The organism is Pseudomonas congelans (assembly GCF_900103225.1).
GTDB classification, from domain to species: domain Bacteria; phylum Pseudomonadota; class Gammaproteobacteria; order Pseudomonadales; family Pseudomonadaceae; genus Aquipseudomonas; species Aquipseudomonas congelans.
This window is the reverse complement of the sequence record NZ_FNJH01000001.1, coordinates 245,467-270,868: the sequence shown is the minus strand read 5'-3', so window position 1 is coordinate 270,868 and position 25,402 is coordinate 245,467. Positions and strand designations below refer to the sequence as shown.

Annotated in this window: 22 protein-coding genes; 9 read left to right on the top strand and 13 right to left on the bottom strand. The window is 58.8% G+C overall.

Annotated features, from left to right (window positions below; translation table 11 throughout):
• Positions 1-76 precede the first annotated feature (76 nt).
• The 4 genes from BLR20_RS01125 (at position 77) to BLR20_RS01110 (ending at position 5,223) form a co-directional block, all read left to right on the top strand.
• On the top strand, positions 77-628 hold the full coding sequence (locus BLR20_RS01125) for a fimbrial protein (RefSeq protein WP_032614498.1): 552 nt from the start codon (positions 77-79) through the stop codon (positions 626-628).
• A 107-nt stretch (positions 629-735) separates the two neighbouring features.
• Positions 736-1,497 carry a fimbrial biogenesis chaperone gene (locus BLR20_RS01120; protein WP_032614496.1) on the top strand — a complete coding sequence of 254 codons (762 nt, stop codon included), beginning with the start codon at positions 736-738 and terminating at the stop codon, positions 1,495-1,497.
• A 31-nt stretch (positions 1,498-1,528) separates the two neighbouring features.
• Positions 1,529-4,042, top strand: a complete 2,514-nt coding sequence (locus BLR20_RS01115; protein WP_054993944.1) for a fimbria/pilus outer membrane usher protein — start codon at positions 1,529-1,531, stop codon at positions 4,040-4,042.
• 47 nt (positions 4,043-4,089) lie between these two features.
• Positions 4,090-5,223 carry a fimbrial protein gene (locus BLR20_RS01110; protein WP_010432873.1) on the top strand — a complete coding sequence of 378 codons (1,134 nt, stop codon included), beginning with the start codon at positions 4,090-4,092 and terminating at the stop codon, positions 5,221-5,223.
• A 25-nt stretch (positions 5,224-5,248) separates the two neighbouring features.
• On the opposite strand, the gene BLR20_RS01105 is transcribed toward BLR20_RS01110, so the two are convergent.
• From BLR20_RS01105 to BLR20_RS01095, 3 genes are all read right to left on the bottom strand, one after another.
• Positions 5,249-6,685 (bottom strand): hypothetical protein, encoded by a 1,437-nt coding sequence (locus BLR20_RS01105; RefSeq protein ID WP_054993945.1) that lies wholly within the window; start codon positions 6,683-6,685, stop codon positions 5,249-5,251.
• 147 nt (positions 6,686-6,832) lie between these two features.
• Positions 6,833-9,016, bottom strand: coding sequence for an autotransporter outer membrane beta-barrel domain-containing protein (locus BLR20_RS01100; protein WP_054993946.1), 2,184 nt, complete (start codon positions 9,014-9,016; stop codon positions 6,833-6,835).
• 206 nt (positions 9,017-9,222) lie between these two features.
• Positions 9,223-11,235, bottom strand: coding sequence for a hypothetical protein (locus BLR20_RS01095; protein ID WP_054993947.1), 2,013 nt, complete (start codon positions 11,233-11,235; stop codon positions 9,223-9,225).
• Between the two features lie 276 nt (positions 11,236-11,511).
• Between BLR20_RS01095 and BLR20_RS01090 the strand changes: the two genes are divergently transcribed.
• Together BLR20_RS01090 and BLR20_RS01085 are read left to right on the top strand one after the other, a co-directional pair.
• Positions 11,512-12,261 carry a response regulator gene (locus BLR20_RS01090; protein WP_010432884.1) on the top strand — a complete coding sequence of 250 codons (750 nt, stop codon included), beginning with the start codon at positions 11,512-11,514 and terminating at the stop codon, positions 12,259-12,261.
• Positions 12,258-13,283, top strand: a complete 1,026-nt coding sequence (locus BLR20_RS01085) for a sensor histidine kinase (RefSeq protein ID WP_054993948.1) — start codon at positions 12,258-12,260, stop codon at positions 13,281-13,283. The genes BLR20_RS01090 and BLR20_RS01085 overlap by 4 nt, the downstream gene beginning before the upstream one ends.
• Positions 13,284-13,396: 113 nt before the next feature.
• Here the strand turns inward: BLR20_RS01085 and BLR20_RS01080 are convergent, their stop codons facing one another.
• The 9 genes from BLR20_RS01080 to BLR20_RS01040 form a co-directional block, all read right to left on the bottom strand.
• A complete protein-coding gene (locus tag BLR20_RS01080; protein WP_003406124.1) occupies positions 13,397-14,443 on the bottom strand; it encodes an AI-2E family transporter in 1,047 nt (348 codons plus the stop codon).
• Between the two features lie 69 nt (positions 14,444-14,512).
• Positions 14,513-15,331, bottom strand: a complete 819-nt coding sequence (locus BLR20_RS01075; RefSeq protein ID WP_054993949.1) for a DUF4892 domain-containing protein — start codon at positions 15,329-15,331, stop codon at positions 14,513-14,515.
• A 139-nt stretch (positions 15,332-15,470) separates the two neighbouring features.
• Entirely contained in the window at positions 15,471-16,325 is an 855-nt protein-coding gene (locus BLR20_RS01070) for an alpha/beta fold hydrolase (RefSeq protein ID WP_054993950.1), read from the bottom strand.
• Positions 16,322-17,131, bottom strand: a complete 810-nt coding sequence (locus BLR20_RS01065) for an alpha/beta fold hydrolase (RefSeq protein ID WP_054993951.1) — start codon at positions 17,129-17,131, stop codon at positions 16,322-16,324. Before BLR20_RS01065 ends, BLR20_RS01070 begins: the two co-directional genes overlap by 4 nt.
• A gap of 136 nt (positions 17,132-17,267) precedes the next feature.
• Positions 17,268-17,750 (bottom strand): hypothetical protein, encoded by a 483-nt coding sequence (locus BLR20_RS01060; protein WP_054993952.1) that lies wholly within the window; start codon positions 17,748-17,750, stop codon positions 17,268-17,270.
• A gap of 116 nt (positions 17,751-17,866) precedes the next feature.
• Positions 17,867-18,310, bottom strand: a complete 444-nt coding sequence (locus tag BLR20_RS01055; RefSeq protein ID WP_054993953.1) for a hotdog fold thioesterase — start codon at positions 18,308-18,310, stop codon at positions 17,867-17,869.
• A gap of 62 nt (positions 18,311-18,372) precedes the next feature.
• Positions 18,373-18,828 (bottom strand): phosphohistidine phosphatase SixA, encoded by a 456-nt coding sequence (gene sixA, locus BLR20_RS01050; RefSeq protein ID WP_032614482.1) that lies wholly within the window; start codon positions 18,826-18,828, stop codon positions 18,373-18,375.
• Positions 18,825-19,169 (bottom strand): DUF4389 domain-containing protein, encoded by a 345-nt coding sequence (locus tag BLR20_RS01045; RefSeq protein ID WP_054993954.1) that lies wholly within the window; start codon positions 19,167-19,169, stop codon positions 18,825-18,827. Before BLR20_RS01045 ends, sixA begins: the two co-directional genes overlap by 4 nt.
• A gap of 24 nt (positions 19,170-19,193) precedes the next feature.
• Complete coding sequence (locus BLR20_RS01040) at positions 19,194-20,219, bottom strand: NAD(P)H-dependent glycerol-3-phosphate dehydrogenase (RefSeq protein WP_054993955.1); 1,026 nt, start codon at positions 20,217-20,219, stop codon at positions 19,194-19,196.
• A 286-nt stretch (positions 20,220-20,505) separates the two neighbouring features.
• On the opposite strand from BLR20_RS01040, the gene BLR20_RS01035 reads away from it, so the two are divergent.
• From BLR20_RS01035 to fabB, 3 genes are all read left to right on the top strand, one after another.
• Positions 20,506-22,443, top strand: a complete 1,938-nt coding sequence (locus BLR20_RS01035) for an ATP-binding protein (RefSeq protein WP_054993956.1) — start codon at positions 20,506-20,508, stop codon at positions 22,441-22,443.
• Positions 22,444-22,664: 221 nt separating this feature from the next.
• On the top strand, positions 22,665-23,180 hold the full coding sequence (gene fabA / locus BLR20_RS01030) for a 3-hydroxyacyl-[acyl-carrier-protein] dehydratase FabA (RefSeq protein WP_003316569.1): 516 nt from the start codon (positions 22,665-22,667) through the stop codon (positions 23,178-23,180).
• A gap of 10 nt (positions 23,181-23,190) precedes the next feature.
• Entirely contained in the window at positions 23,191-24,414 is a 1,224-nt protein-coding gene (gene fabB / locus BLR20_RS01025; protein ID WP_010432918.1) for a beta-ketoacyl-ACP synthase I, read from the top strand.
• 252 nt (positions 24,415-24,666) lie between these two features.
• Here fabB and BLR20_RS01020 read toward each other — a convergent pair whose 3' ends face one another.
• The gene (locus tag BLR20_RS01020; protein WP_054993957.1) at positions 24,667-25,395 is read right to left on the bottom strand and encodes a dienelactone hydrolase family protein; all 729 of its coding nucleotides are present in this window, start codon (positions 25,393-25,395) and stop codon (positions 24,667-24,669) included.
• Positions 25,396-25,402: the final 7 nt, after the last annotated feature.

Here is a 25,402-nt window from a genome sequence, read left to right as displayed (position 1 = left end):
GAACGACATCAATAGTTACATACACGCTGTGTAACTTGAAAATATATGTAACTTAAAACACCCTCAGGTATTTATCGTGAAAACAACTTTCTCTGCACTGGGCATTGCCCTGGCTGCTGCGCTGGCTGGCACCTCGGCGCTTGCAAATACTGGCACTATCAACTTCGAAGGCAAGATCACCAGCAGCACGTGCCCTATCGAAGTCGTCAACCCTGGCGATGGCGCAATTGGCAGTCAGGTGAAAATGGGCAGCGTCGACGCCTCCCGCTTTACCGCAGTCGGCCAGGAATACAGTGGCAAAACCTTCGTCCTGCGTTTGAATGACAAGGGCAACTGCAACCTGACCGGCACCGACGACTTTGCAAAAGTCACCTTCAACGGCGCTACGGACACCTCCGGGGACTACTTCGGGGTTGCATCGAGTACCGATGGCGCTAAAGGCGTTGCCATCGTGATCAAGGACAACAAGGGAAGTCCCATCAAGCCTGGCGAAGAGTCCGCGCCTTACAAGCTGATCGCCGGTGGGGTGACCGACATGATTTTCAACGCCTACTACCGCTCGACCGCAACGACTGTCACTGCCGGTGCTGCTTCGGCAGACGTGCAGTTTGTCGTTGCCATCAACTGATACTCCCCCTTTCGCTTGCCGTGTAGTGGCGCCACGCGCGCCCTTATCGAAAGCATCGTCAATGCATCCAGGCCTCCACGGGGTCTGGATGCACAAGGTAAATTCTCATGTTCGGCACCCTCTGCAAGCAAGCTCCTGCTCCTGCCGTGCGTGCACGCGGCATCTGCATGACGTTGTTCATGCTGACCGCCTGCATGCCCGCAGCTCAAGCGGCATTGACCGTCAACGCGACTCGCGTAGTGTTTGCCAGCGACAAACGCAGCACCTCGGTGATCATTTCAAACCCCAGCGATAGGCCGTTCGCGGTTCAGACATGGGTCAACACATCGGCCGACGACGCCACCACGCTGGTACCGTTCGCGCCATCGCCGACCCTGTTCCGCCTCAATCCCGGCAAGGAGCAACAGGTACAGATCAACGGCCTGCCCAATGATCTGCCTGCTGACCGCGAATCACTGTTCTATTTCAATGTGCAGGAAATACCTCAGGCCGACAGCACGCAAGGCAACGTGCTGAATATCGCTCTGCGCACTCGTCTCAAGATGTTTTATCGCCCTGCCCGGTTGACCGACAACCCCACTGCACGACTGAAGGATCTGCAATGGTCGATCGAACGAACCTCAGACAAAACGCAACTGACCGCCACCAACCCGTCCCCCTTCCACGTCTCCTTCATTCGCCTGGAAGTCACCGCTGGCGGCAAGACAGAAAAGATCAGCCAGCCCGTGATGCTCGGCCCGATGACCTCGCAGACCTATGAACTCAACGAGCTGCGCGCATCGCCTGGCACGCAGGTGGTGTTTTCCGCGATCAACGACTACGGCGGCTACAGCACGCCATTAACCCTCCCGGTCCGGCTGATCCCGTAAGACAGCGTCGATTTATTCCAGGACATTGAACATGCCCCTATTACCTGAATCCGGGTTCATACCAGTGCGCCTGCGTTTTATGCGTTCGTTGCTGGCTTATGGCAGCGGCGCGCTTATGCTGGATCCCAGTCCCGCGCTGGCCGCCATTTCGTTCCAGTCCGGCTTCCTGCGCCAGGGTCCGGGTTATTCAAGCGATGCGGCAGCCCAGGCACTTGATACGCTGGCCAATGCGCAGGACCTCGCACCTGGCAACCACTGGGTAGAAATTCATATCAACAGCCGTTACTTCGGCCAGCAGGAACTGCGCTTCGAAACCGACCCGCGGGGCGAGCAGCTGTTGCCGTGCCTTTCCCGAGCAATGCTCGAGCAGATGGGCTTGCGTCTTGAAGGCCTCGCCGATCCGGCATTGCTGGACGCCTCGTGTGTCGATTTGCTCGGGCTGGTCCCGGGATCACAGATCGATTTCGACGGCGGCAGGCTGCAATTGTCGATCTCCATTCCGCAGATCGCCATGCGCCGCGACACGTCCGGCCAGGTCGATCCGGCGCTCTGGGATTACGGCATCAATGCAGCATTTTTCAGCTATCAGGCCTCGGCACAACAGACTTCCGGTGCTGAAAGGGGCCGACGCAACAGCGCGGACCTGTACCTCAATAGCGGCATCAACCTCGGCAAATGGCGGCTGCGAAGTAATCAAAGCGTGCGCCATGATGAAGAAGGGAGGCGTGAATGGACAAGGGCCTACGCCTATGCTCAACGCGATCTTCCCGGTACTCATGCAAACCTGACGGTTGGCGAAACACACACTGGCGGCAATGTCTTCCCGAGCCTGCCGATCAAGGGCGTGCTGATCAACACCGACGAGGAAATGCTTCCCGATGCGCTGCAAGGCTACGCGCCGGTCATCCGCGGAGTGGCGCAAAGCAGAGCCAAGCTGGAAGTGCTGCAGAACGGTTTCCCGATCTATTCAACCTACGTCAGCGCAGGCCCTTACGAGATCGATGACCTGACTACCGCAGGCAGTGGTGAACTGGAAGTCGTGCTGACCGAAGCCGATGGCCAGGTCCGGCGCTTTACCCAGCCCTACTCCACCCTTGGCAACCTGTTGCGTGAAGGCGCCTGGAAATACAGCGCAGCCATGGGTCGCCATAACGGCATCAACGCAACCGAACAACCCTGGCTATGGCAGGGCACGCTGGCAGTGGGTACCGGCTGGAGCTCGACGCTCTACGGTGGCCTGCTGACCAGCGACATTTACCGCGCCACAGCCCTGGGGATATCCAGAGACATGGGGGGGCTGGGTGCATTGGCATTTGACGTGACGCATTCGGATGCGCAAATCGACAAACCCGGCCAGGCTAGCGTGCAAGGCATGAGTTACGCGTTCAAGTACGGAAAGGCATTCGCGACCCGGACCCACCTGCGCTTCGCCGGTTATCGCTATTCCACCCAAGGGTATCGGGACTTTAACGAAACACTGCGCCAGCGCAGCGACAGCACGATGTTCAAAGGCAGCCGCCGCAGTCGCCTTGAAGCCTCCCTTCATCAACGACTCGGAGACCGCAGCAGCGTCAGCCTGACGCTGTCCCGGCAGGATTACTGGGGCATCAACCATGAGCAACGTCAGTTCCAGTTCAACGCCAATACCCGGTATGCAGGCGTTACCTACAACTTCTATGCGTCGCAGTCGCTGAGCGATGCATTTAACAGTGGCAACGACATGCAAGTGGGGCTTAGCGTGTCGATGCCTCTGAGCATCGGGCGCTCAAGCAATGCGACCTTCGATTTGCAAAAAAGTGGCGACCGCCACAGCCAACGCGCCAGCCTCAGCGGAAGCCTGGACGACAATCGCCTGAGTTATCGTACGAGCCTGAGCAACGAAGACGGCCGCCGACAGAGCGCAGGTATCGCGGCAAGCTATCAGGCCCCGTTCGGCAGCATCGGCGCAGGGATGACCCAGGGCAGTAATTACCGCAGCACGTCGGTCAACGCCAGCGGTGCCGTGTTACTGCACGCCGATGGCGTTGAACTGGGCCCCAACCTGGGCGATACCATCGCATTGGTTCAGGTTCCGGATACGCCGGACGTCGGCGTTTTTAACGCGATCGGGGTCAGGACAGACAACCGGGGCTACGCGCTTGTCCCGTACCTGCGCCCTTATCGTTACAACCAGATCGCCCTGCTGACCGATCAACTTGGCCCCGAAGTGGAAATCGACAACGGCAGCACTCAGGTCGTGCCGGCTCGCGGCGCTGTGGTCAAAACCGTCTTTGCCGCGCGTGAGGTCACTCGATTGATCATCAACGCACGGGCCAGCGATGGCCAGCCACTGCCATTCGGTGCGCAGGTCAGTGATGAACATGGAAATCTCATGGGTATCGCAGGCCAGGGCGGGCAGATTCTGCTGTCCACAGGCATGCAACCGCAAAGCCTCAACGTGCGATGGGGCAATCAATCAGCCCCCCAATGCCGCCTGCACATCGACCCCGCCCGCATGCCTGTGGCCAAAGGTTATCGAGTGCAGGAACTGACGTGCAACCCATGAAGGCAGTGAAGGTGCAGTCACGTTACCGTCCCATCAGGAAAACGCTTATGAACACCGCTTCTCAATGCCTGGCCTATGGTCTCATGGCCTTGGGCGCCAGCCATTTCAGCATCGCAATGGCCGGTGAACCCCAACAAAATCCAAGCAACGAATGCTACTGGCGCACAGCCCCGGGAATGAAAGACTTTCGTCGAGACATCGGTGCACTTTATGTCGCCAGGGACGCAAAAATCGGTTCGGTAATCGGCAGCGTCAACATGAGCGCGATCACACCGGATCCAGCTGGCCTGGAGGTGGCATGCATCAATGACGGCACCGCGCTGCTTGAGTTCCGGGCAGTTGCAACGGTACCCGTGTTTCCTGGCGTGATAGACCCGATCAACGGGGAGGATGTGACCGGCAAGATATTACAGACCAATATCCCGGGCGTCGGCGTGCGGACCAGACTGGGCATTCCACTCACCCCCCCTCCCGGTGGCCCGTGCAACAACTGTTTCATCCCTGTGGACGGCGACCCGACAGTGCCCTACCTTGGCATTCACGATCATCGGCCAATGATAAGCGCTATGAGGATTCTGCACCTGAGACATGAGGTCACGCTGGTAAAGACCGGGCCTATCCCCTCCGGCCCGCAGTTACTGGATGGCGGCGAGCTGTGGAGCGGCAGTGTTACACCGCTGGGCAAGATCATGAGTTTCGGCCTGACAGGCACCGTTCACCAGGCCCAATGCAGCGTCGGTGCCAATGCGGTGAGCGCCGATCCTGTCCAGCTCGGGGAATGGGACAGCGCGGACTTCACAGGCCCTGGCTTTACCACCACGGCGGTACCTTTCAGCATTTCCCTGAGCAATTGCGAAACCGATACCGCCCCTGGCACAGGTTTCGTCGCTACCGCTCATATCCAGCTCGATGGCGTTCAGGGATCAATGCCGGTAGAACCGACTAATAGCGGTGTTTTCAGTCTGACCAGCGACTCTACTGCCCAGGGCATAGGCATCCAGATCCTCAAAGCAGATGCCATCACGCCGATGGAGCTGCTAACTGAAGTGCCGTTGTCTGCAATCAGTCCGGGCAACACCGTGCTCAACTTTCACGCCCGTTTCTATCAGACCGATGCCAACAGTGCGATCCGGCCAGGCCTGGCCAAAGGGGCGTTGAGTTTCACCATGACCTATAAGTAACCCGCCAGCACAACTGTGTTTACCGTCAGGGATAAAGGGTCGGCGTCAAGGAAGGAAACCGCTGCCAGGTGAGTTTCGCATCGAAACTCACCCTGACTCTGACCTCGAGCAGACCGCCGATTTTAAAGCGTTGCAGGTCCGCCTTGAAAATATGGCCGACCGCGATAGTGGTAGCCTCTCCCGGTACTGGATACCCCGTCACCACCGGAACCACTACCAGAGTTCCGGCGTTGTCCGTGCCACGCACTTCAATACTGACGAACTGATCAGGCCCCATGAATGACCACCTGGCGAGTGTGAAACTGGCCTTTCCTCCAGTGGCAATGCCGCCCAGACTCAGCTGCCCGCCTGTTACCTTGTCGCACTGCACAACAGGAAAACCCTCGAGTTTCGACACGCTTAAGGTATGTACCCTTGACACATGCGGAAGTTCGACACCGCTTTCAAACACCTCGTAGTACACAGGAATCGACTTGTCGAAATGCTGCGCAATGTGTGTGGAGGGAATGGTGAACACGGCTGATTCTGCCGGTTCTGTGCGATAGGCGCCCACAGTACCCGGCTCTCCCCATTGCACACGGACGGTTTCACCGGGGTAGATCACAGCGGCGTCAGGTATTTCCACATGAGCGCCCTTCAGCGCGTCATAGGGGTTGAGCGTGCTTGAACTCGACCCTGACGTTTCGGTGATGCGCGGTGCAGGCAGTACCCGTGGAACGGGCTGAGCCGACACCTGGAGCAACGCCGGCTGTGAAAATGCGCTGACATTCCCTGCCCGGTCCCTGAGTGTGTAGAAGGCGTAATGCTCCCCGTCGCCACTGGCAATAATCATGCTGCCAGGATATTCAACAGACAGTGGCTGGGTTTCACCACGTAGCAAAAGCCGACTGTCCACCTCATCGCCAGGCTGTACATTCAACGGATTGCTATTCCAGTACCACGTGATGACATCGCCCGGCTTGCAATCCTGATAAACAGGGACCTCTGCGACCAGCTGCTGGCCGTGGTCAGTCAGGTATTGCTCCGTGACAGTAGTCGTGTCGAATTTCAATCGTTCAATGACAGCGGTAAGAGGTGGCGTGAGGTCAATTGTGATGGCTTTTTTTTCGGACTCTGAAGTCTCGCCATTAGTCGTTGTCAGTTGATACCAGACGTCGTGAATGCCTTGAACCAGATAGAGGGTCGGCACTTCAAACACGCGCTCGTCTGGAGGAATCAGAGGGTAATCCTCGCTCTTGAACTCTCGCGACTCAATCAGATGAGTGCTGATCCCGGTGCGCCAATACAACGTCAGTAGCGTCTTGGTGCCGGGGATGGGGATGTATTCCCATTTGGGAATTTCAACAGGCAAATCCCTGACAGCCGCGCCTGCAGGTAGCAGATTAGTTTCATCCCAATCGGCGCTGTCAGGCAGCAGCGCAGCCACCACCGGGCGTGGCAGAACTTGTTCCGTGTTCGTCATTTTGAACGCTCCATGTATATCCCCTGAGAGGGATCCTTATCCTTTACCAGAGCTCATTTAACACCCTTGCCCTGCATGACGACACTGTCAGAATTGCGAGGTTCTAAAGCCGCAAAAAAAGGCCATGACGGCCTTTTTTCAATAGTCTTACCAGTTATAACGCAAGCCTACCGTGGCCCCCCAAGGTTGCTCTATACGATTGCCGCGGCTGTAATCGACATCGGCATGAACCTGCCACTTTTCCGATACTGACATCGCGACGCCCGCTCCCAGTTCGCCACGGGAACCCGACAAGTCGTTATTGAAGCGGTTGTCATTGACCCGCACTTCATTTCGATCCATGAACTCATGAGCCAGTGCCGCACGGATGTAGGGCTGCAGAACTCGCCCGTCGCCTACGTCGAAGTTGCGTCCTGCCGTTGCCCCCGTTTTGGCCAGCAAGGATCCGGTTCGCTCGCCTTCTGCACGCATGCCGTTGGACAGTTGATAATCCTTGCCGCTCAAAACCAGGCCAGACACCTGACCGAACGGCTCGATGAAGTACCCATTTGCCAGATTGATATGCCGGCCAAATTCCAGGGAGGCGCCCAGACCATTGGTGTCGTAGTCGCTTCTGGCCTGCTGCCCGTCACTCATGCTGACATCGGCCGTGTTGCGCAGGTGATTCAACTTCACCACGCCGTCAAAATAATAGCCGCTCTGCTGATCAAGCCAGGTTGCGTAAGCCCCGGCATAGTAGCTGTCGACCTTCGCGCTGGTGCCGCGCTGCAGATCCAGATCCGATTTGCTGTAGCCTGCCATCAACCCTACCAGCCATTGCCCGTCACCGAATGGCAGCGGCGCGTCGGCACCGAGGCTCACACCACTCATGGACTGTCGATAACCTACACCTGCACTTTGTTCGACATCGTAGCGGCTGCCATAAGCGCGCATCCAGCCCCCGGCATTTCCGGGACTGCTGCGCAATTCACCCATGCGGGTGCGCAGTGTAGTCAGCTCGCCATACCAGATCGTCGGTGCGGCATTGAACAGTGCGAGGACCGAGCTTGCGCCTGGGCTGATGATCTTCTGCGACGCATCCAGATACCAGTCATTACCTTGCCGTACCAGATCGTAGGACCAGGTTCCCTGATCGACCGGCCCGCCCAGCAGGCTGAATTGCGCATCACCTGCGCCAATATGCACCATGTGCAGACTGGCGTCGCTCAACGGTTCTTCACCGCTGGCGGTCACCGCGAGTTGATGGCTGCCACTGGCGTTGCCAGTGACTTCCAGATAATCATTCAGTTTTTGAGCAAAGTCGGCCTTCATGGCGAAAGTGCCGCTTCCCGACAAATTGTCCACCGACAATGTGTAGAAAGCGCTCGATTCGCCAAAGCGCACCGAACCGCCCGCCAGTGACAGATTTTCCACCTTGTCGTCGCCTGTCATGATCCATTGTGCGTTGCTGTTGATCGCAACGCGCTGCACGTTTTGCAGGTTGCCGGTCAGGGTGGCCGAATTCTGCAGAACCAGATTGGCAGTGGCGCCCTGTTGCGCAACCACGTCCCCGGTCAGGCGGCTGTTGTCCACCTCCATGTTCGCAGCCGCGATGCCGGTGACGTCCAGCAAGACCCCGTTTGCCCCCTGTAAAGTAGAGCCGTTGTTCACGTAAATCTCGGCGATTGTGGACTCCAGACCATAGTCGCCCACCAGAATGGCCGCGCCAGTCGTGCCTTGCACGGTCGCGCCGTCGAGAATCAGCTTGTTAGGCATCGACAGATCATTGCCAGGGTTGATGCCCACACCGTTGCCACCACTGATCGTGCCGCCATAGACGGTCGCAGACCCGTTACCCATCTGCAAGCCCACGGTGCCGCCGCTGATCTGAGAGTCGCGCGCGGTAAACTCGCCCCGCGAACCAAGCTGTACGCCAATCAAGTTCCCGCTGATGGTGCTGGCCTGGACAGTGGCGCTGGAGCCTGTCGGATCGGTGCTGACGCGACCTATCGATAATCCCGTCGTTGTACCTGTAATCGTACTGCCGACAACGTCGGCAATGGAGTTGAGCAATAGAACACCTGAACCGGTACCGGCTACGCTGGAGCCATTGAGCACCACGGCCGACCCCTGCTCGACAACGACATTGAGCGTCCCTGCACCATTGGCCGTCAGCGTGGCCCCGCTTGAAACACGATAATCGGTTACCGGGGTCGTACCATCAATGGTCTTGTCAGACCTGACGGGCTCAGCAAAGACCTCCTGGCCGGACAGCAGGAGTGGCAAAAAGGCCAAAGGCCTGAATAAAAACAAAAGGATCAGGCGACCACCAGGCAGCGGGGGATTGTTCATTTAAGGCATCTCCAGACTACGAAATGCTGGCCCGCCATCAAGCGAACCAGTCAATAACGAAAGGGTGCCAATAGTAGATAGATCCCCCCCTATCTTCTGTCGGACCGGTCCACTTTACTTGTAGGACTTCTCCTACAAGTAAAATGCTATTCAAATGATTGGTCTGCCGGGATCATCCTGCCCGACAGACTTTTTCGCTATAACACTCAGGGAATTTCTGGCAGTGAAGTTATGTTACATGTTCCACTGGCTTCTTCCAGATCCTGAATGCCGACAATGGTATCGACGTACTGTGACTCAACGTCTCCATTGTTGATATTGAGCGTGTAAACCACGCGAGCGTAGGCCCAGCCGTTCGCCGAATCCTCCTGTGCTGGCAGAATGTACTGATCATACGGTTGTACAAACCATTCTATGCCGGCCAGATCTGCACCTTCTGCAATTTCAATCTTGTCGATCAGCTCAGTGCCGAGTATGTCCGCAATCTGGTCTGCCTCTTTCAACACCCATTTGAGGGTAATCTCTTGTTTTGCGACCAAAAAGCCGGAGGGTGGAATACTGACCCTGTAACCAATAAAGCCATCACTTTGACGCTTACGCAAAGACGCGCAATTAAGCATTGAAGCAGAGCCGACAGCGGAAATATCGGGAAAGGTAGCGGCGATCAATATGATCGGCACTGCGTCAACCAGTACTGGCGTTTCAGCTGACCTCTGAATATTAATAAAATCCGGATGAGTCACAGTGTAGTACACCGGTACGGTCCCTGGGCCACCGACCTCAATCTCATTCCACGTAATGTTCAGCTCGATTTCATCTCCAGCGCTTTCATTGCCGTTCAGCGTAGCCGTCTGCGCAATTGCCACCCCCTTCCAGTACATCGTAATGACTTCACCGGATCTGGTCGGGCTATAGAGCGTCACTATAGCCTTCGCATCCTTATCCTTGTCGGCGGCAATCAGGTGGTTATCCTCGCCCGATTCCCCCCTTACAAGTATCGGGAGAAGATCGGGATTGACCGGATTCGGATCCGTCGGGTTCACCGGACCCGGGTGGGCAAGGTTGACGGTTACTTCGATCGCAAGGAGATCCGGCAACGCAAAAGGCGTCGTGCCGCGCATGACCGTGTAGGTGACCGGAACGCTAACGTCGTAGGGGGTTACGGCGGGCATCGTGTATTCGGCATTCAGATGCTCCCAACTGACATCTACCGTCACTGGAAAAGGGTTGTCTCCTTCACCGATGCGCTTTGCCGTCAACGGGGTTGCTCCCCAGGTGACCACGACTTGGTCGTCGGGATGGTATTGCTCAAATGCAGGAATCTCTACCGTCACACCTCGATTGGCGTCTTCCAGGTCGACAAACCCGTCAGCAGCCAGTGGAACGACAGGCGATTTAAGATTGATGGGCAACAACCCTCTGGCGACCGGAACGGTCCGCACCCGCGAAACACGACTGCGGTTTCCTGCCTTGTCGAATAGCTCATAGGCTACATAATGATCCCCGGAGGCGTAGCGTTCCACCAGGTCGCGGGATATCAACATCTGCCGATTTGCGGGCAGGAGCTCGACTATATCGGGAATGATGGCTTGATCGACAGGCGGGACCTTATCCGACCAGATGATCGCAACCCTGACGAAGTCCTTTTTGCTTTCCACAAAATCAGGCACTGTCACTATGACGCCGCCGTTAACGTCAAGAGAGGCATCGTTGACCTGTCCCGGATCCTCCATGACAAGCGGCTCTTCGTTTCCGTAAGGGGGAATTCGGTCCAGCGTGATCGGCTGAGGAGTCGCATACTGCACCTCGATGTCGTTCCAGGGTTTGACCCCATACCTGAAGTGCAGCAAGCCTTCGAGTTGCGCGAAATGCCTTTGCTCAATAGCTCTCTGCAAAGGAAAAGGTTCCATGATGGGTGTCGACAAAGTTTCTATCGAAATTGAAATGAACTCACTGACGGTATCGGGTCGCCACTCAAGATGAATATCTTCTGTAAAGCCGGGTGGCGGAGCGGTTAGCCGCCAGTCCGCAATGGTGATGGCGAGGTCGCTTGCAAGTGCGCTGACGGGCAGCAACCCGTCAGCATCTCCGTCGATTGCATTGATGACGGTAACAGGGAGCAGTGGTAAATCCGCGTTCCTGTTCAGCACTCTTTTTTGCTTTGCGTAATCGTCGCGTACTTTCTGCGCACGCAGCGGTTGGTATTTCTTCGAATCCATGATTAGCATCTCCTGAATGGCGTGTCCGCAGACAGCAGAGGCCTTGGGGAACGTGCCGCCTGGCATGCCAGTGGACAACCACTGCAAGCCAGGCACAACTCTCGAATTTGCTAGCTTGACAGCCGTGAAAATCTGGTCTCATCGAAGACACGGAAAAATGTGTCCGAATTGATACAGTGATGACATGCACACGACATTTCATATCGACACGATTGCGCACCGCGCGCCAGCCAGCCGATACCCGGTCACAGGCAGCCAGTGAGACAGCGAAGGCCTATGCAAGTACTTACCGACAGTCCGGCCGATGAATCGGCCACCGAACAGCGCTGGACTACCCGCGCTCTGATCGTCGATGACGACGTAGCGATCCGTGAGTTGCTGTGCGATTACCTGAAGCGTTTCAACATTCAGGCACGCGGCGTGACTGACGGTGCCCAGATGCGCCTGGCCCTGGACGAAGAAAAGTTTGACGTAGTGGTGCTTGACCTGATGTTGCCCGGGGAAGACGGCTTGTCGCTTTGCCGCTGGCTGCGCAGCACATCCGACATCCCTATCCTGATGCTGACGGCTCGTTGCGAGCCGACTGACCGGATCATCGGCCTGGAGCTGGGCGCCGATGATTACATGGCCAAACCGTTCGAGCCGCGCGAACTGGTCGCGCGCATCCAGACCATTCTGCGTCGGGTACGTGATGAACGCAGCGATCAGCGCTCCACCATCCGTTTCGACGCCTGGCGCCTGAACAGTGTCTTGCGTCAACTGACAGCGGCCGATGGCCTGGTTGTACCGCTGTCCAACGCCGAGTTCCGGCTGCTGCGCGTTTTTCTCGAAAGACCTCACCGGGTGCTGAGCCGCGAGCAACTGCTCGATGCTGCCCGAGGCCGCTCGATAGAAGCCTTTGACCGCAGCATCGATTTGCTGGTCTCGCGCTTGCGTCAGAAACTGGGGGACGACCCGAAAAATCCGCAGTTGATCAAGACCGTACGCGGCGAAGGCTATCTTTTCGATGCCAGGGAGCTGGGTTGATCCGCAGGTTCGATACGCTATTTGCCCGACTGTTCGGCGGCGCGCTGCTGGCGATCATGCTCGCGCACTTGCTGGCGTTCATCTGGTTCACGCAATACGGCATGCGCCCGCCCCCTGAAGACCGCCCGGATGCGCAGCATGCACAGGACGATCGAGGGCAACGGCACAGGCCGCCGCCGGGTGGTCCGCTGGTGGTGCTGTTCTTTCAGTTCGTCACCCTGATTGTTGCCGCGTGGTACGGCGCCAAAGCGCTGGCCCGCCCGGTACAGCGCCTTAGCGAGGCAGCAGAGCGGCTCAGTGAAAATCTCGACAGCCCGGCACTGGAGATCATCGGCCCCAAAGAAGCCCGGCAGGCTGCGCAGACGTTCAACCTGATGCAGCGCAACATCCGTGAACAGATGCAACAACGCGGACGCATGCTCGCTGCGGTATCCCATGACCTGCGCACGCCCCTTTCGCGGCTCAAGCTGCGCGTCGAACAGATTGAGGAACCGAAGCTGCATGGCCAGATGACTCAAGACCTCAACGACATGATCAACATGCTCGACGCCACGCTCGCCTACCTCAACGAACATCGGCGAAACGAGGGCTTGCAGCAGTTCGACTTGCAGGCGCTGATCGAGTCACAGGCCGAGAATGCCCAGGACAATGGCGACGACGTGCAGTACGAAGGCCAGTGCAAGCCGCTCAAAACGCAGCCGATGGCACTGCGCTCGTGCCTGCAGAATCTGGTCGACAACGCGCTGCGCTATGCCGGTAGCGCGCATATCGTGATCGAGGACAGCCTCGAGCGCGTGCGCATATCGGTGGTTGATCACGGACCGGGCATCGCGCCTGAGTTTCACGAGACGGTATTCGAACCGTTCTACCGTCTGGAAAGCTCGCGTAACCGCAACTCGGGCGGTATCGGCATGGGCATGAGCATCGCCCGAGAAGCCGCCCGGCGGATCGGCGGTGATCTGACGCTGGCGCAGACGCCGGGCGGCGGCCTGACGGCGATACTGAACCTGCCACGCCTGTGACGCACTCTGTGAGTGCGAACAATGGCCAGCGTGATATCAGCAGTCTCTCCAGCCAAACCAGTTAGACCGTGCAACCACTCCGTGCCTGGAAACCACTGCGAAAACGTTCGCCGTCAGCGGCTGCGGGCACGCTCGCTGCCGACCCAGTCGGTCAACAGGCTGTACGCGACTGCCAGCAGCGTCGGGCCGATGAACAGGCCGATGAAGCCGAAGGCAAGCAACCCGCCGAACACACCCAGCAAGACGATTACCAGCGGCAGATTGCCGCCCCTGCTGATTAGGTATGGCTTGAGCACGTTGTCCACGCCACTGATGATGAACATCCCCCAGATGCCCAGAAATATCGCCATGCCGTACTCGCCCTGCCAGACCAGCCAGGCAGTGGCCGGCAGCCAGACCAATGGCGGACCCATCGGGATGAGACTGAACAGAAAGGTCAGAATACCCAGCACCAATGCACCGGGAATACCGGCGATCAGAAAGCCGATCAGCGCCAGTACCGCCTGGGCCGCTGCCGTCCCGATGACCCCGTTGACCACGCGTTGCACCGTGCCGGCGACCAGATCCAGATAATACTGGGCGCGCTCGCCAATCAGGCGTTCAAGCAGGCTGAGCACGAAGGCGGCCAGGCGCGGACCGTCCCTGTAGAAGAAGAAGGCGAAGACGATGCTCAGGGTCAGTTCCAGAATCCCACTGCCGATCTGCGCACTGCGTGCCAGAATCCAGTTACCGACCTGCCCCAGGTGTGGTTTGAGCGTCGCCATGAACGCCGCGCCTTGCTGATCGATGGTGGTCCACAGCGCTACCAGCCGTTCGCCCACCAGCGGAATACCTGCCAGCCATTGCGGTGGATCAGGCAAGCCGTCGACCTGAATGTCTTTGATCAGGCCGGTTGCGTCACGCACATGGTCGGCGAGATTGAAACCCAGCCACACCAGCGGCGCCGCGACCAGCAGCATCCAGCACAGGCACATCACCAACGCAGCCAGCGACTCTCGACCCTTGAACCAGCGGGTCAGCAAACGCATCAGCGGCCAGCTGGCGAAGGCCAGCACCGCGCCCCATACCAGCGCCGACCAGAACGGCGCCATCACCCAGAGACAGGCACCGAACAGCGCCAGCAGCAGAATCTGCACCAACAGACGGTCATTGTTGAACATGCGCTATTCACTAAAAAGGATCGGAGGGAGCGAGCATAATGGCGAACCTGCCTGTCCGCCATCGCTGTTCTAGCGGATAACCTCGATCTTGAGCCCCTTCCCTTCATTGACGCCTGCCTCGAGCCGGGCGGCGCGAACGCCTTTGGCGATCAGGGCCTCAAGCCAGGCGCCGGCACTGGGCCCGGACACCGTGGCGCGCAGGCTGCTGTCCAGGTTCAGGGCGCGGGAAATAAGGGTGACCCAGGCATCCTGTGGTTCGCCGCTCAGGCGGGGCAGTTCCAGCTTGCCGGTGCTTCGCAATTGGCGCAGCAAGGTGGCCGAGGTCGGCAGCAGTTCGCCCAGTGGCGCGGAGGATTCAAACTGCTCGACGTGCAGGTAGGCGCGGCGGTTGCCACGGGTGATGCTGTAAAGCGCTACCAAAGTGTCACTGCGCGGTTCTGCCAGACGCAGCAGCAGGTAAGCCTGGCGGTCATCCGCGCCATACAGTTTGGCGTTGCCGAACACTTCGTTGGCCCACAGGCTGCTTTCTCCGCAGTCGCGCGCCTGACACCAGAACAGAAGCTCGGCGCCCTGCTGCTGCAAGGTTTCGCGAGCTGCGGTGAAAGCGTCGTCGGAAGTCCGCTCGACAGGTAATTGATAGGTGACCGCCGTCAGAGTGCCCCGCGCACTGACCTGGCCATCGAAACGCAACTGGCCGCTGATCTTGCGGATAGAACCCATCGGGTAGACGCGCTCAAGCTCGGCAGCCGGACGATAATCGACGATTTCCGTGTCCGCCAGGCGTGGCAGAATCTGCAGATCACTGCTGCCTGGCGCATCGGCGGCACAGAGCCCGGCGCTGAACATCGACAGGCACAAGGCGACAACGGGAACACTTGATAAACGCATGAGTGCTCTCATTGGCAGGCAAGCAGGGAACGAAAATATAAAAGATCGCCGGCAAGGCGGTCACGAGAGGCTGCAGATTGATCCATCACGGTTGACTCCTGTTTCAACCCGCCCAGCGTCGGCAGTTGCCGGGCTCAAGTCAAGAAGCAGCGAAGAAGCGATTGATACAGTGTGCAACAGAGCTTGCACCCTGCTCATCGTCCAGGTGCAGGTGATGGCCACCCTCAAGCTGCACGACGTCGAAAGGCAGACCGGACAGCATGAGCTGGTTTTTCGCCAGCATGCCGCCCGTAGCGACCAGCAGTTGCGTCGGGCAACGGATAGCGTTGACGAAAGACATCGCCTGCTGATGTGTAAGACGTATCGCAGAAGGCAATGTCAGGCGACCGTCACTGCGCCAGGTATAGCCGCCGGGCACCGGCATCAGGCCGCGCTGCGCAAGTAATTCGGCAGCCTCGCGACTGACCGGGAGAACGCCTTTCATGCGCGCCTGAACAGCGCGTTGCTGATCCTCGTAAACCGGCTTTTTCTTGCCTGACAACCTGAGCTGCGCCTGCAGAGCGGAGCCCATCCGCTCGGCGGCGGATTCAGGGTCGCCGGTCAAGGGAAGCAAACCATCGATCAGGGCCAGCCGCGTGACACGCTCCGGCAACGACCCGGCCAGCAATACCGAAATGATAGCGCCCAGCGAATGGCCCATCAGGGAGAAGCGTTGCCAGCCCAATTGCTCGGCGACCTGCAGCACGTCAAATACATAGTCGGCCAGCGCATAGGATGCCCCGGCAGGCCGATGCTCTGAATGACCATGCCCGGCCAGATCGAGCGCTACGATGCGCAGGCCCTCCAGCTGCGGCGCCAGCCGGGCAAAGCTGTTGGCGTTGTCGAGCCAGCCATGCAAGGCAATCACCGGCTGGCCGTCCTCGGCGCCGTAAAGGTGAGCAGCGAGTTCGATATGCCCCAGATTGAAACGGACCTCCTCCACGGTAAACGTCACGCCGTCACCCTTGAAGCGCTACGCGCGCCCCAGCGAGCGAGCAGCGTTTTGAGCAGCAATGCGGTTTCATCCGGTCGTTCAAGGGGAAACATGTGCCCTCCGGGCATGGTCAGGTATTCGCCTTCGCGCATGCGTCGGGCCAGATAGCCATGATGAGGCATGATCACCCGGCTGTGTTTGCCTCGCACCATGGCCAGCGGTACCTTGAGTTCCCGTGACGGCATGGGGCTGGTGTGCGGGATGCTGCGGTAGATGCTGATCTCGGTCGCCGGGTCGAAGCGCAGACGCCACTGCCCGCCGTCCTCGCGCAGACCGTGTTGCAGGTAGGCGGTCAGGCAGTCGGGATCGAAGCGGCTGAACAGGGTCTTGCCAGCGAAGTAGGCGCGTGCCGACTGCAGATCGTCAAACGCCTCACGACGCCCTAGAGTACGACCCGCTGGCGTGATTCGGTCGATAAAGCCCAGGCGCTTGGCAGCGCGGATGAACAACTGATCAGCCAGCCCCAGCACCGGCGAGTCGAGCATCACCACGCCCCGGTAGAGTTCCGGGCAGCGCAATGCGGCATGCAGATGCAACACGCCGCCAAGCGAGTGCCCTACCCCCCACACCGGGCCCGGCTGCTCATGAAGATGGTGGATCAGCTCATCGACCAGATTCAGCCAATTGTCATCCACCGGAAAGCGCGGGTCATGGGCGTGTTGCTCAAGATGAACCACCGAATACTCCGGCGCCAGCGCGCAAAACAGCTTGCTGTACGTCGCCGAAGGGAAGCCATTGGCGTGAGCAAAAAACACGGGTTGCGACATGCCAATACTTCCATGAGCGGACGAGTCACGATTGTGCCAAGTTGCTTCGCGGATCGGCAATGACTGGAACCGCCATCGCAGGTGTCACTCCGGCCATCAGGATTACCCGATACGGCGGTCGGAGCGGCATTAAGGCCTATAAAGCCTGGGTGAACCGGTCCAGGCAAGCCTTTATATAGGCGACCTGAAAACCAAAAGACTGTTTGGCAAGGGCCTTGGCCTCAGCAGAGGGCTTGGCTTTTCTGAAGTCCAGGATGGCTAACTGCATGGCTTGTACCGCGACATCCGACAACGGCTGGAATAGCGCGAGGGCGCCATTGTCGGGAAACTGGACCTTCAACTTGTCGAACAGCATGTCGGCATCATCACGCAAGGCCATGAACTCGGCTGAGGTCATCAGGTTATCCGCATAGACCGCCTTCAAGCGCTTTTCCAGATTCAATTCACCGTGTTGCGGTGGAGCCTTCGCTGCAGGCGGAGTTGCAGCAGATATCGGTTGACCGGTGAGCACCCCGACAAAGGACGGTGGACTGCCCGGCAGAGCAGGCGTTTCAGACGCAACCGTGTGTTCAGGCGCAGGGCTCTCTCCGGGTGAGGCTGGCTTATCTTCAGTCATCATCAATCCTCCTGAGAATGAATGTTCCCTCCAGGGAACATTCAGACACTAAGAGAAAAGATACCCTCTCACAACGGCCAAACCGGACCTGAGAACGCGTCCTTAATAGCTGAAAACACTCATTTGACTGGAGGCTCTTTGCCATGCGCTACGACGGCGACCGTCAAGCGTGAAATGCAGCTTGGCTTGCCTTCTTCGTTGCTGATACGGATGTCCCATACATGGGTGGTCCGGCCTATGTGTACGGGTCTGACCACACCGGTGACACGTCCGCTACGCACACCACGCAAATGGTTGGCGTTGACCTCCAGCCCGACGCAGAAATACTTGCTCGGGTCGACGATCAGGTAACTGGCCATCGACCCCAGTGATTCGGCCAATACCACGGATGCGCCGCCGTGCAGCAGCCCGAAAGGCTGATGGGTACGCTGATCGACCACCATGCTGGCGGTCAGAGAGTCATCGGTGAATGCTTCGAAACGAATATCCAGCACTTCGCCAATGGTGTTTTTTTGAGCCGCCGTAAGGGCTTCGATATCGGGAGCCTGACGCCATATGCTCATGCTAAATCCTTTTCCCGGGAGAGCCGCATTCGCGGCGGTCATTCATTGTGCGCACAGACCGTTCAGACGTGCCTGACGCTGTTGAGGCGCATCCCGCCTGCCACTGCGAACTCGCCTTCCAGCTCGGCAAGACTGGCAGTGCTCATGGGCTCGGCCTGCTGCGGACTGCCGTGCGCCAGTACCCCGATCAGTTCGCCCACCAGAGGCTGATGGCTGACCAGCAACACTTCATCGACACCCAGCTTGTCCAGTTGCGCCAGCACTTCGCGCGGGCTGCTGTCGGGTGTAAGCCAGGGCGCGGTGACGATCGAGTCATCGAATGCCAATGACTGACGCACCAGCTCTGCAGTCTGTTGTGCACGCACGTAGGGACTGGCAATGATCCGTTGCACGGGCTTGTCTGTCAGCTGCAGCGCACTTTTCTGCACTTCCTCACGCCCGTGTGCCGTCAACTCGCGCTCGGCATCACTGCGCGCCCGCGACTGCGCTTCGCCATGACGCAATACCCAGACCTTCATGGCTTTGGCTCCTCACCGCGTACCGGCTGTACCGCTGACGGAACATGATGGGCCGCCTCGCCTTCGGGCGCACGCGGCGCCGGCCAGTCGCCGAAAGGCCAGGGTTTGTGGTCGCTGTGAAACGTCCCGAAACGACCGATCTGCGCCAGGTACTGGCTGATGCTGTCGCCGAAGTTCATCAGGCCGCCATTCGGTGCGCCGTAAATCAGGCGATAGACCAGTTGCACCAGCACCACACCCGACAGAATGATCTGCGCGACGTGCCATACCCCCAGAAACAGCAGCATCCATAGAATGCGCAGCAGGATCGATTCGTTGTGCTGGATTTTCGACTCGTTCAAGACCTTCTCCTGATCAGACTGAATTCAATTAAAGCCGGTAATCGAAATGAAATCGACGTCCGTCTTGGGCTCGGCCCGCATCAGCGCCTCGATGACCTGGCTGAGCGTACGGCCTTCAAAAAGAATCGCATGCAGCCCGGCGACCAATGGCATATAGACCTGCACTTCCTGCGCTTTGACCTTGAGCACCTTGAGGGTGTTCACGCCCTCGGCCACCTCGCCCAGGCGCGTGACCGCTTCGTCCAGCGTCAGCCCCTGACCCAGCGCAAACCCGACCTGGTAGTTGCGGCTTTTCGGCGAGGAGCAGGTGACGATGAGGTCGCCTACCCCGGCCAGTCCCAGAAAGGTCATCGGGTTGGCACCCTGGCTGACCGCAAAACGGGTCATTTCCGCCAGTGCCCGGGTGATCAGCATGCTCTTGGTGTTTTCGCCCATGTCCAGCGCCACCGCCATGCCGGCAATGATCGCGTAGACGTTCTTCAGTGCCCCGCCCAGCTCGACGCCAAACCGGTCATTGCTGGCATAGACGCGAAAGGTTCGCCCGTGCAATGCGGCCTGAACCTCCTGACACAACGCCTCGTCTTCGCTGGCGACCACCGTTGCGGTCAACGCATGCTCGGCGATTTCCCGCGCCAGGTTGGGCCCGGACAGCACGCCGATACGCGCTTGCGGGACGATCTCTTCGAGGATCTGACTCATCAGCTTGAAGCTCTGCGCTTCAATCCCCTTGGTCAGGCTCACCAGCATCTTGCCATTCAGGCGCTTTACGTGAGGCGACAGCACCGAGCGCAAGGCACTCGACGGCAAGGCAACGAAGATCAGTTCACTGGCGTCGAGCACCGCTGTCAGGTCGGTGACCGGCTCGACTTCAGGACGAATCTTGATGCCCTTGAGGTAACGGGGGTTTTCGCGATTGATGCGAATGGCCTCAGCCTGCTCCGGATCGCGCATCCACTGACGAACCTGATGGCCGTTCTCGGCCAGCAGATTGGCAATGGCCGTACCGAAGCTGCCACCGCCAAGCACCGCGACGGGTTGCTGTGTGGTCATAAAACTATCCATCCAGAGCCATTCAAGTGGCGATGCCGTCATTATACGGAGCAACACGTTATCAGCCAGCGACAAAGCTGATCTGTTACGCACTCCGAACGGCTTCAATCAAACAAGTTCGCTGGAAACACGCGCCATCTCGGTTAACATGCGCGCACAGCATGAATCATCGCGATAGCCGGCCCTACCTTGTGCAGCCGGACCGATTCGCGACCACCGGGCGAACAGGCATGGATGCATCAATCGAACTACCTCCGCAGTGCCTTGCGCGCGAGGCGCACGGCCGATGAAATTTCGGCACTGGGACATCAACACCCGCACACAGATCATCAGCCTTGGCCCTGCCCTTTTGCTGACGGCCTTGTTGATCAGCTTTTTTACCTTCGTGCGTATTCAGGACCTGCGTCAGGAACTCAATCACACCGGGCAGCTGATCGCCAATCAGCTGGCGACCGCGGTCGAGCCGGGCGTGACCACCGGCGATATCGAGGGCCTCAAGGCGTTGATGCGCGCCACGCTGTCCATGCCCAGCGTTCGCTATGTGGAAATTCAGGACAGCTCCAATACCTCGGTGATCTACATAGACCAGCCGCGCGAAAACGAGCAGCAGACCCGGCAGATGGAAGTGTTCCTGGCCCCCGTTCAACCGCAGCGCACCACCATTCACGGCAATCCCGGCAAGCCTGGCGCAGGAAAAGGCCAACCCGCACAGGGCACTTCACAGAGTTATCTGGGACGGGTTCTGGTCGGCATGTCCAGCGAAGCATTCAGCCGGCGTCAGCAGGAGATACTGCTCAAGGCCGGCGTCCTGGCGATGGGCGCTCTGATGTTCGCCTTTCTGTTGGCGCGCAGCCTGGCCTTGAGCCTGTCCAGACCCATCAGCGATATGGGCGAAGCGCTCAAGGCGATTCAGCAGGGCGATTACCACACACCCATGCCGGTCAGCGACGACGCCGAGCTGGGCGCGCTGGCGCGGCACATCAACAACCTGGCCGAGAACCTGCACCGCACCAGCCTCGAGCAGCAGCGTTCGGTGGCACAACTGATCCATACACGGGAAGAAGCCGAACAGGCCAACCGTGCCAAATCTGATTTTCTGGCCATGATGAGTCACGAGCTGCGTACCCCCATGAACGGTGTACTGGGCATGCTGCAGTTGCTGGAAACCACGCACATGACCCATGAGCAGAGCGAGTATGCGACGCTGGCGACCGAATCCACCGAGCATCTGCTGCGCGTCATCAACGACATCCTCGACTTCTCCCGCATCGAGCGCGATGCCCTGCAAATGGAAGGCATCCCGTTCAACCTGGCTGAACTGGTCAGCGCCTCGACCCACGCCTTCAACCACAGCGCCGCGCAACGCAACCTGCTGCTGGAGCTGCACATTCAGCCGGGCCTGGAGGCCATGAACGTCATAGGCGACCCGACCCGCATTCGCCAGATTCTGGTGAACCTGATCGGTAACGCACTTAAATTCACCGAGCAAGGCAAGGTCTGCGTCGAGGCCAGGTGGGCAATGCTCGACGCTGAGCGGCTGCATTTCACCTGCGCGGTACAGGACAGCGGTATCGGTATCGACGCCGAGCGACTGGAATCGATGTTCGATGCATTCAAACAGGCCGACAGCTCTATTTCCAGGCGTTACGGCGGCACGGGGCTGGGGCTGCCGATTGCGCGGACCCTGGCCGAACGCATGGGCGGCACCTTGCACGCCGAGAGCGAGGAAGGTTCGGGCTCGTTGTTTACGCTGCAGATCCCCCTGCCCGTCTCGCGCGACACTTCGGTGGCTATTGCCAAGCCGCTGTCGATACTTGATGCACATGGTCGGGAGCGCAGCATCTTGCTGGTCGAGGACAATCCGGTGAACCGCACGGTGGTGCAGGCCATGTTGCGTAATCTGGGATGCGAGGTCGACATCGCTGTCGACGGTGCCGAAGCAGTGGCGAAGGCAAGCGCAGGCAACCACGCGCTGATTCTGATGGATTGCCGACTGCCGGTCATGGATGGCTATGAGGCCACCCGTCGAATCAGGCAACTTTCCGGGCTGGAACGAATCCCAATCATTGCCCTGACGGCTAACGCGTTGCAGGGGGATCGGGACGCCTGTTTGCAGGCAGGAATGGATGATTACCTGCCCAAACCCTTCAAACATGCTGATTTACAGCAGGTTTTACAGCGCTGGCTGTCCTTTGAAGCACCTGCGACTGGCGATAAATGTTAAATTGCGGCAGTCTTGGCATCCAGATCGGCCAGCAAAATCGGCTGAATGACAAAATTCAGTGTACAGGTGTACCTTGATTTCACCTGAGCTGTGACTTTCATTACAACGCAACAGTCTATGAGTAGGCTGCCGGACAGGGTCCTGGCGAAATTAGCGCGCCAGGACTGGCGTTCGGGCCAGTGGCGCCACAACCTGCCGCACAAGATTATTGAGGAGCTCGCATGACCAAACAACACGCCTTTACCCGGGAAGACCTGCTGCGCTGCAGTCGTGGCGAGCTGTTCGGCCCAGGTAATGCGCAACTGCCCGCCCCCAACATGCTGATGGTTGATCGCATCACGCACATCAGCGATGAGGGCGGCAAGTTCGGCAAGGGTGAGTTGGTCGCCGAACTGGATATCAATCCGGACCTGTGGTTCTTTGCCTGCCACTTCGAAGGTGATCCGGTCATGCCGGGGTGCCTGGGCCTCGACGCCATGTGGCAGCTGGTTGGCTTCTATCTTGGCTGGCAGGGCAATCCCGGCCGTGGCCGTGCCCTGGGTTCAGGCGAAGTGAAGTTTTTCGGTCAGGTTCTGCCTACCGCCAAGAAAGTCACTTACAACATCCACATCAAGCGCGTCCTGAAAGGCAAACTGAACCTGGCCATCGCCGACGGTTCAGTGAGTGTAGACGGTCGCGAAATCTATACCGCCGAAGGCCTCCGGGTCGGCGTGTTCACTTCCACTGAAAATTTCTAAGGGTACTCGCATGCGCCGCGTCGTTATCACTGGTCTGGGTATTGTTTCCTGCTTGGGCAATGACAAAGAGACCGTCACCGCTAACCTGCGTGCTAACCGCCCTGGCATCCGCTTCAACCCGGAATATGCCGAAATGGGTCTGCGCAGCCAGGTTTCCGGCTCCATCGACCTGAACCTGGAAGAGCTGATCGATCGCAAGATCTTCCGCTTCGTCGGCCATGCGGCAGCCTATGCCTATCTGGCGATGAAAGACGCCATCACCGATTCGGGCCTGACCGACGAGCAGGTTTCCAACGTACGCACCGGCCTGATTGCCGGCAGCGGCGGCGCTTCGACCCTGAACCAGATGGAAGCACTGGATACCCTGCGTGAGAAAGGCGTCAAGCGCGTCGGCCCCTACCGCGTCACGCGGACGATGGGCAGCACCGTTTCGGCCTGTCTGGCCACGCCGTTCAAGATCAAGGGTGTGAACTACTCCATCTCGTCCGCCTGCGCCACCAGCGCACACTGCATCGGCAATGCTGTCGAGCAGATCCAGCTGGGCAAGCAGGACATCGTCTTTGCCGGTGGCGGCGAAGAAGAGCACTGGAGCCAGTCGTTCCTGTTCGACGCGATGGGCGCACTGTCCACCCAGTACAACGAAACGCCGGAAAAAGCCTCGCGTGCCTACGACGCCAAGCGTGACGGTTTCGTCATTGCCGGTGGCGGCGGCATGGTAGTGGTCGAAGAACTCGAACACGCTCTGGCGCGTGGCGCGAAGATCTACGCAGAAATCGTCGGTTACGGCGCTACCTCCGATGGCTACGACATGGTCGCACCCAGCGGTGAAGGCGCCATTCGCTGCATGAAGATGGCCCTGGGCGATATCGACTCCGGCGCGATTGACTACATCAACACCCACGGCACCTCGACCCCGGTCGGCGACGCCAAGGAAATGGAAGGCGTGCGCGAAGTATTCGGCGCCAACGCTCCGGCGATCAGCTCCACCAAGAGCCTCTCGGGCCACTCGCTGGGTGCCGCGGGTGTCCACGAAGCGATCTACTGCCTGCTGATGATGGAGAACAACTTCATCGCAGGTTCGGCCAACATCGACGAGCTGGACCCGGTGGTCGCCGACATGCCTATCCTGCTCAAGACTAAGGAAGATGCCAAGATCGATCTGGTCATGAGCAACAGCTTCGGCTTCGGCGGCACCAACGCCACGCTGGTGTTGAAGCGCTGGGCGGGCAAGTAATACTGCTCTTGCCGCAAACAAAGAAGGCGCCTTTCGAGGCGCCTTTTTTGTGAGTCGGAAAAACGTGGCTAGCGCTCTTCGGTATACCTGCGGGGACGATGGATCTCCAGAACACCGATCGTTCCTCACGCTCCAGCGTGGGAATGCAGTTCACGACGCTCTGCGTCGCAAGAGGACGCAGAGCGTCCAGATCGGCATGCCCACGAAACGGTAGTGTTATCCGGCATACCTTAGGGGACGATAGGTATTCCTTCAGCCGAACACTTCTTTCAGCAAATCATGCATCGACTTGAACGCGCGGCTCGACACTTTGGCGTCGTACATCATCATGCCCGGCACGTTGGCGTGCGGATCGGTGAAGGAATGGAATGCGCCGCCGTAGCTGTGGAGCTGCCAGTCCACGCCAGCGGTGTTCATCTCGTTTTCGAAAGCCGGCAGTTGCTCTTTCGGCACTAACGGGTCAGAGGCGCCGTGCAGGACCAGCACCGAGCCCTTGATGTTTTTGGCGTCAGCCGGGTTGGGTGTGTCCAGCGTGCCGTGGAAGGAGATCGCGGCTTTCAGTTCGGCACCGGTGCGCGCCAGCTCCAGAGAGCAGCAGCCCCCGAAGCAGAAGCCAAAGGTTGCGATTTTGCTTGTGTCCAGGGACACGCCCGCCTGGCTCAACAACTGATCGAGTCCTGCCTGCATACGCTTGCGCAGCAGACCGCGATCATTCTTGAGCGGCGTCATGGCCGCGCCCGCCTCGTCGTTGTTGCCCGGACGAATCTGCTGACCATACAGGTCAGCCAGCAACACTACATAACCCTCGGCCGCCACCGCTTTGGCGATGTCTTCGGCACCCTTGCTGACACCCATCCAGTTGGGCGCCATCAACAGACCCGGCTGTGCAGCAGTAGCTTTTGTGTCGTACACCAGACGGCTTTCATAAGACTGACCATCAATCTGATAGACCACAGAACGAATTTCGATATTGCTGCTCATTACTGAC

Bases quoted from the DNA above. Each gene is read 5' to 3' on its own strand.
- BLR20_RS01055 (WP_054993953.1), bottom strand. From the start codon at position 18,310: ATGAGCATATGGCGTCAGGCTCCCGATATCGAAGCCCTTACGGCGGCT.
- BLR20_RS01035 (WP_054993956.1), top strand. From the start codon at position 20,506: ATGAAATTTCGGCACTGGGACATCAACACCCGCACACAGATCATCAGC.
- BLR20_RS01110 (WP_010432873.1), top strand. From the start codon at position 4,090: ATGAACACCGCTTCTCAATGCCTGGCCTATGGTCTCATGGCCTTGGGC.
- BLR20_RS01115 (WP_054993944.1), top strand. From the start codon at position 1,529: ATGCCCCTATTACCTGAATCCGGGTTCATACCAGTGCGCCTGCGTTTT.
- BLR20_RS01020 (WP_054993957.1), bottom strand. From the start codon at position 25,395: ATGAGCAGCAATATCGAAATTCGTTCTGTGGTCTATCAGATTGATGGT.
- BLR20_RS01105 (WP_054993945.1), bottom strand. From the start codon at position 6,685: ATGACGAACACGGAACAAGTTCTGCCACGCCCGGTGGTGGCTGCGCTG.
- BLR20_RS01120 (WP_032614496.1), top strand. From the start codon at position 736: ATGTTCGGCACCCTCTGCAAGCAAGCTCCTGCTCCTGCCGTGCGTGCA.
- fabA (WP_003316569.1), top strand. From the start codon at position 22,665: ATGACCAAACAACACGCCTTTACCCGGGAAGACCTGCTGCGCTGCAGT.
- BLR20_RS01100 (WP_054993946.1), bottom strand. From the start codon at position 9,016: ATGAACAATCCCCCGCTGCCTGGTGGTCGCCTGATCCTTTTGTTTTTA.
- fabB (WP_010432918.1), top strand. From the start codon at position 23,191: ATGCGCCGCGTCGTTATCACTGGTCTGGGTATTGTTTCCTGCTTGGGC.
- BLR20_RS01075 (WP_054993949.1), bottom strand. From the start codon at position 15,331: ATGCGTTTATCAAGTGTTCCCGTTGTCGCCTTGTGCCTGTCGATGTTC.
- BLR20_RS01095 (WP_054993947.1), bottom strand. From the start codon at position 11,235: ATGGATTCGAAGAAATACCAACCGCTGCGTGCGCAGAAAGTACGCGAC.
- BLR20_RS01040 (WP_054993955.1), bottom strand. From the start codon at position 20,219: ATGACCACACAGCAACCCGTCGCGGTGCTTGGCGGTGGCAGCTTCGGT.
- sixA (WP_032614482.1), bottom strand. From the start codon at position 18,828: ATGAAGGTCTGGGTATTGCGTCATGGCGAAGCGCAGTCGCGGGCGCGC.
- BLR20_RS01090 (WP_010432884.1), top strand. From the start codon at position 11,512: ATGCAAGTACTTACCGACAGTCCGGCCGATGAATCGGCCACCGAACAG.
- BLR20_RS01065 (WP_054993951.1), bottom strand. From the start codon at position 17,131: ATGTCGCAACCCGTGTTTTTTGCTCACGCCAATGGCTTCCCTTCGGCG.
- BLR20_RS01080 (WP_003406124.1), bottom strand. From the start codon at position 14,443: ATGTTCAACAATGACCGTCTGTTGGTGCAGATTCTGCTGCTGGCGCTG.
- BLR20_RS01060 (WP_054993952.1), bottom strand. From the start codon at position 17,750: ATGATGACTGAAGATAAGCCAGCCTCACCCGGAGAGAGCCCTGCGCCT.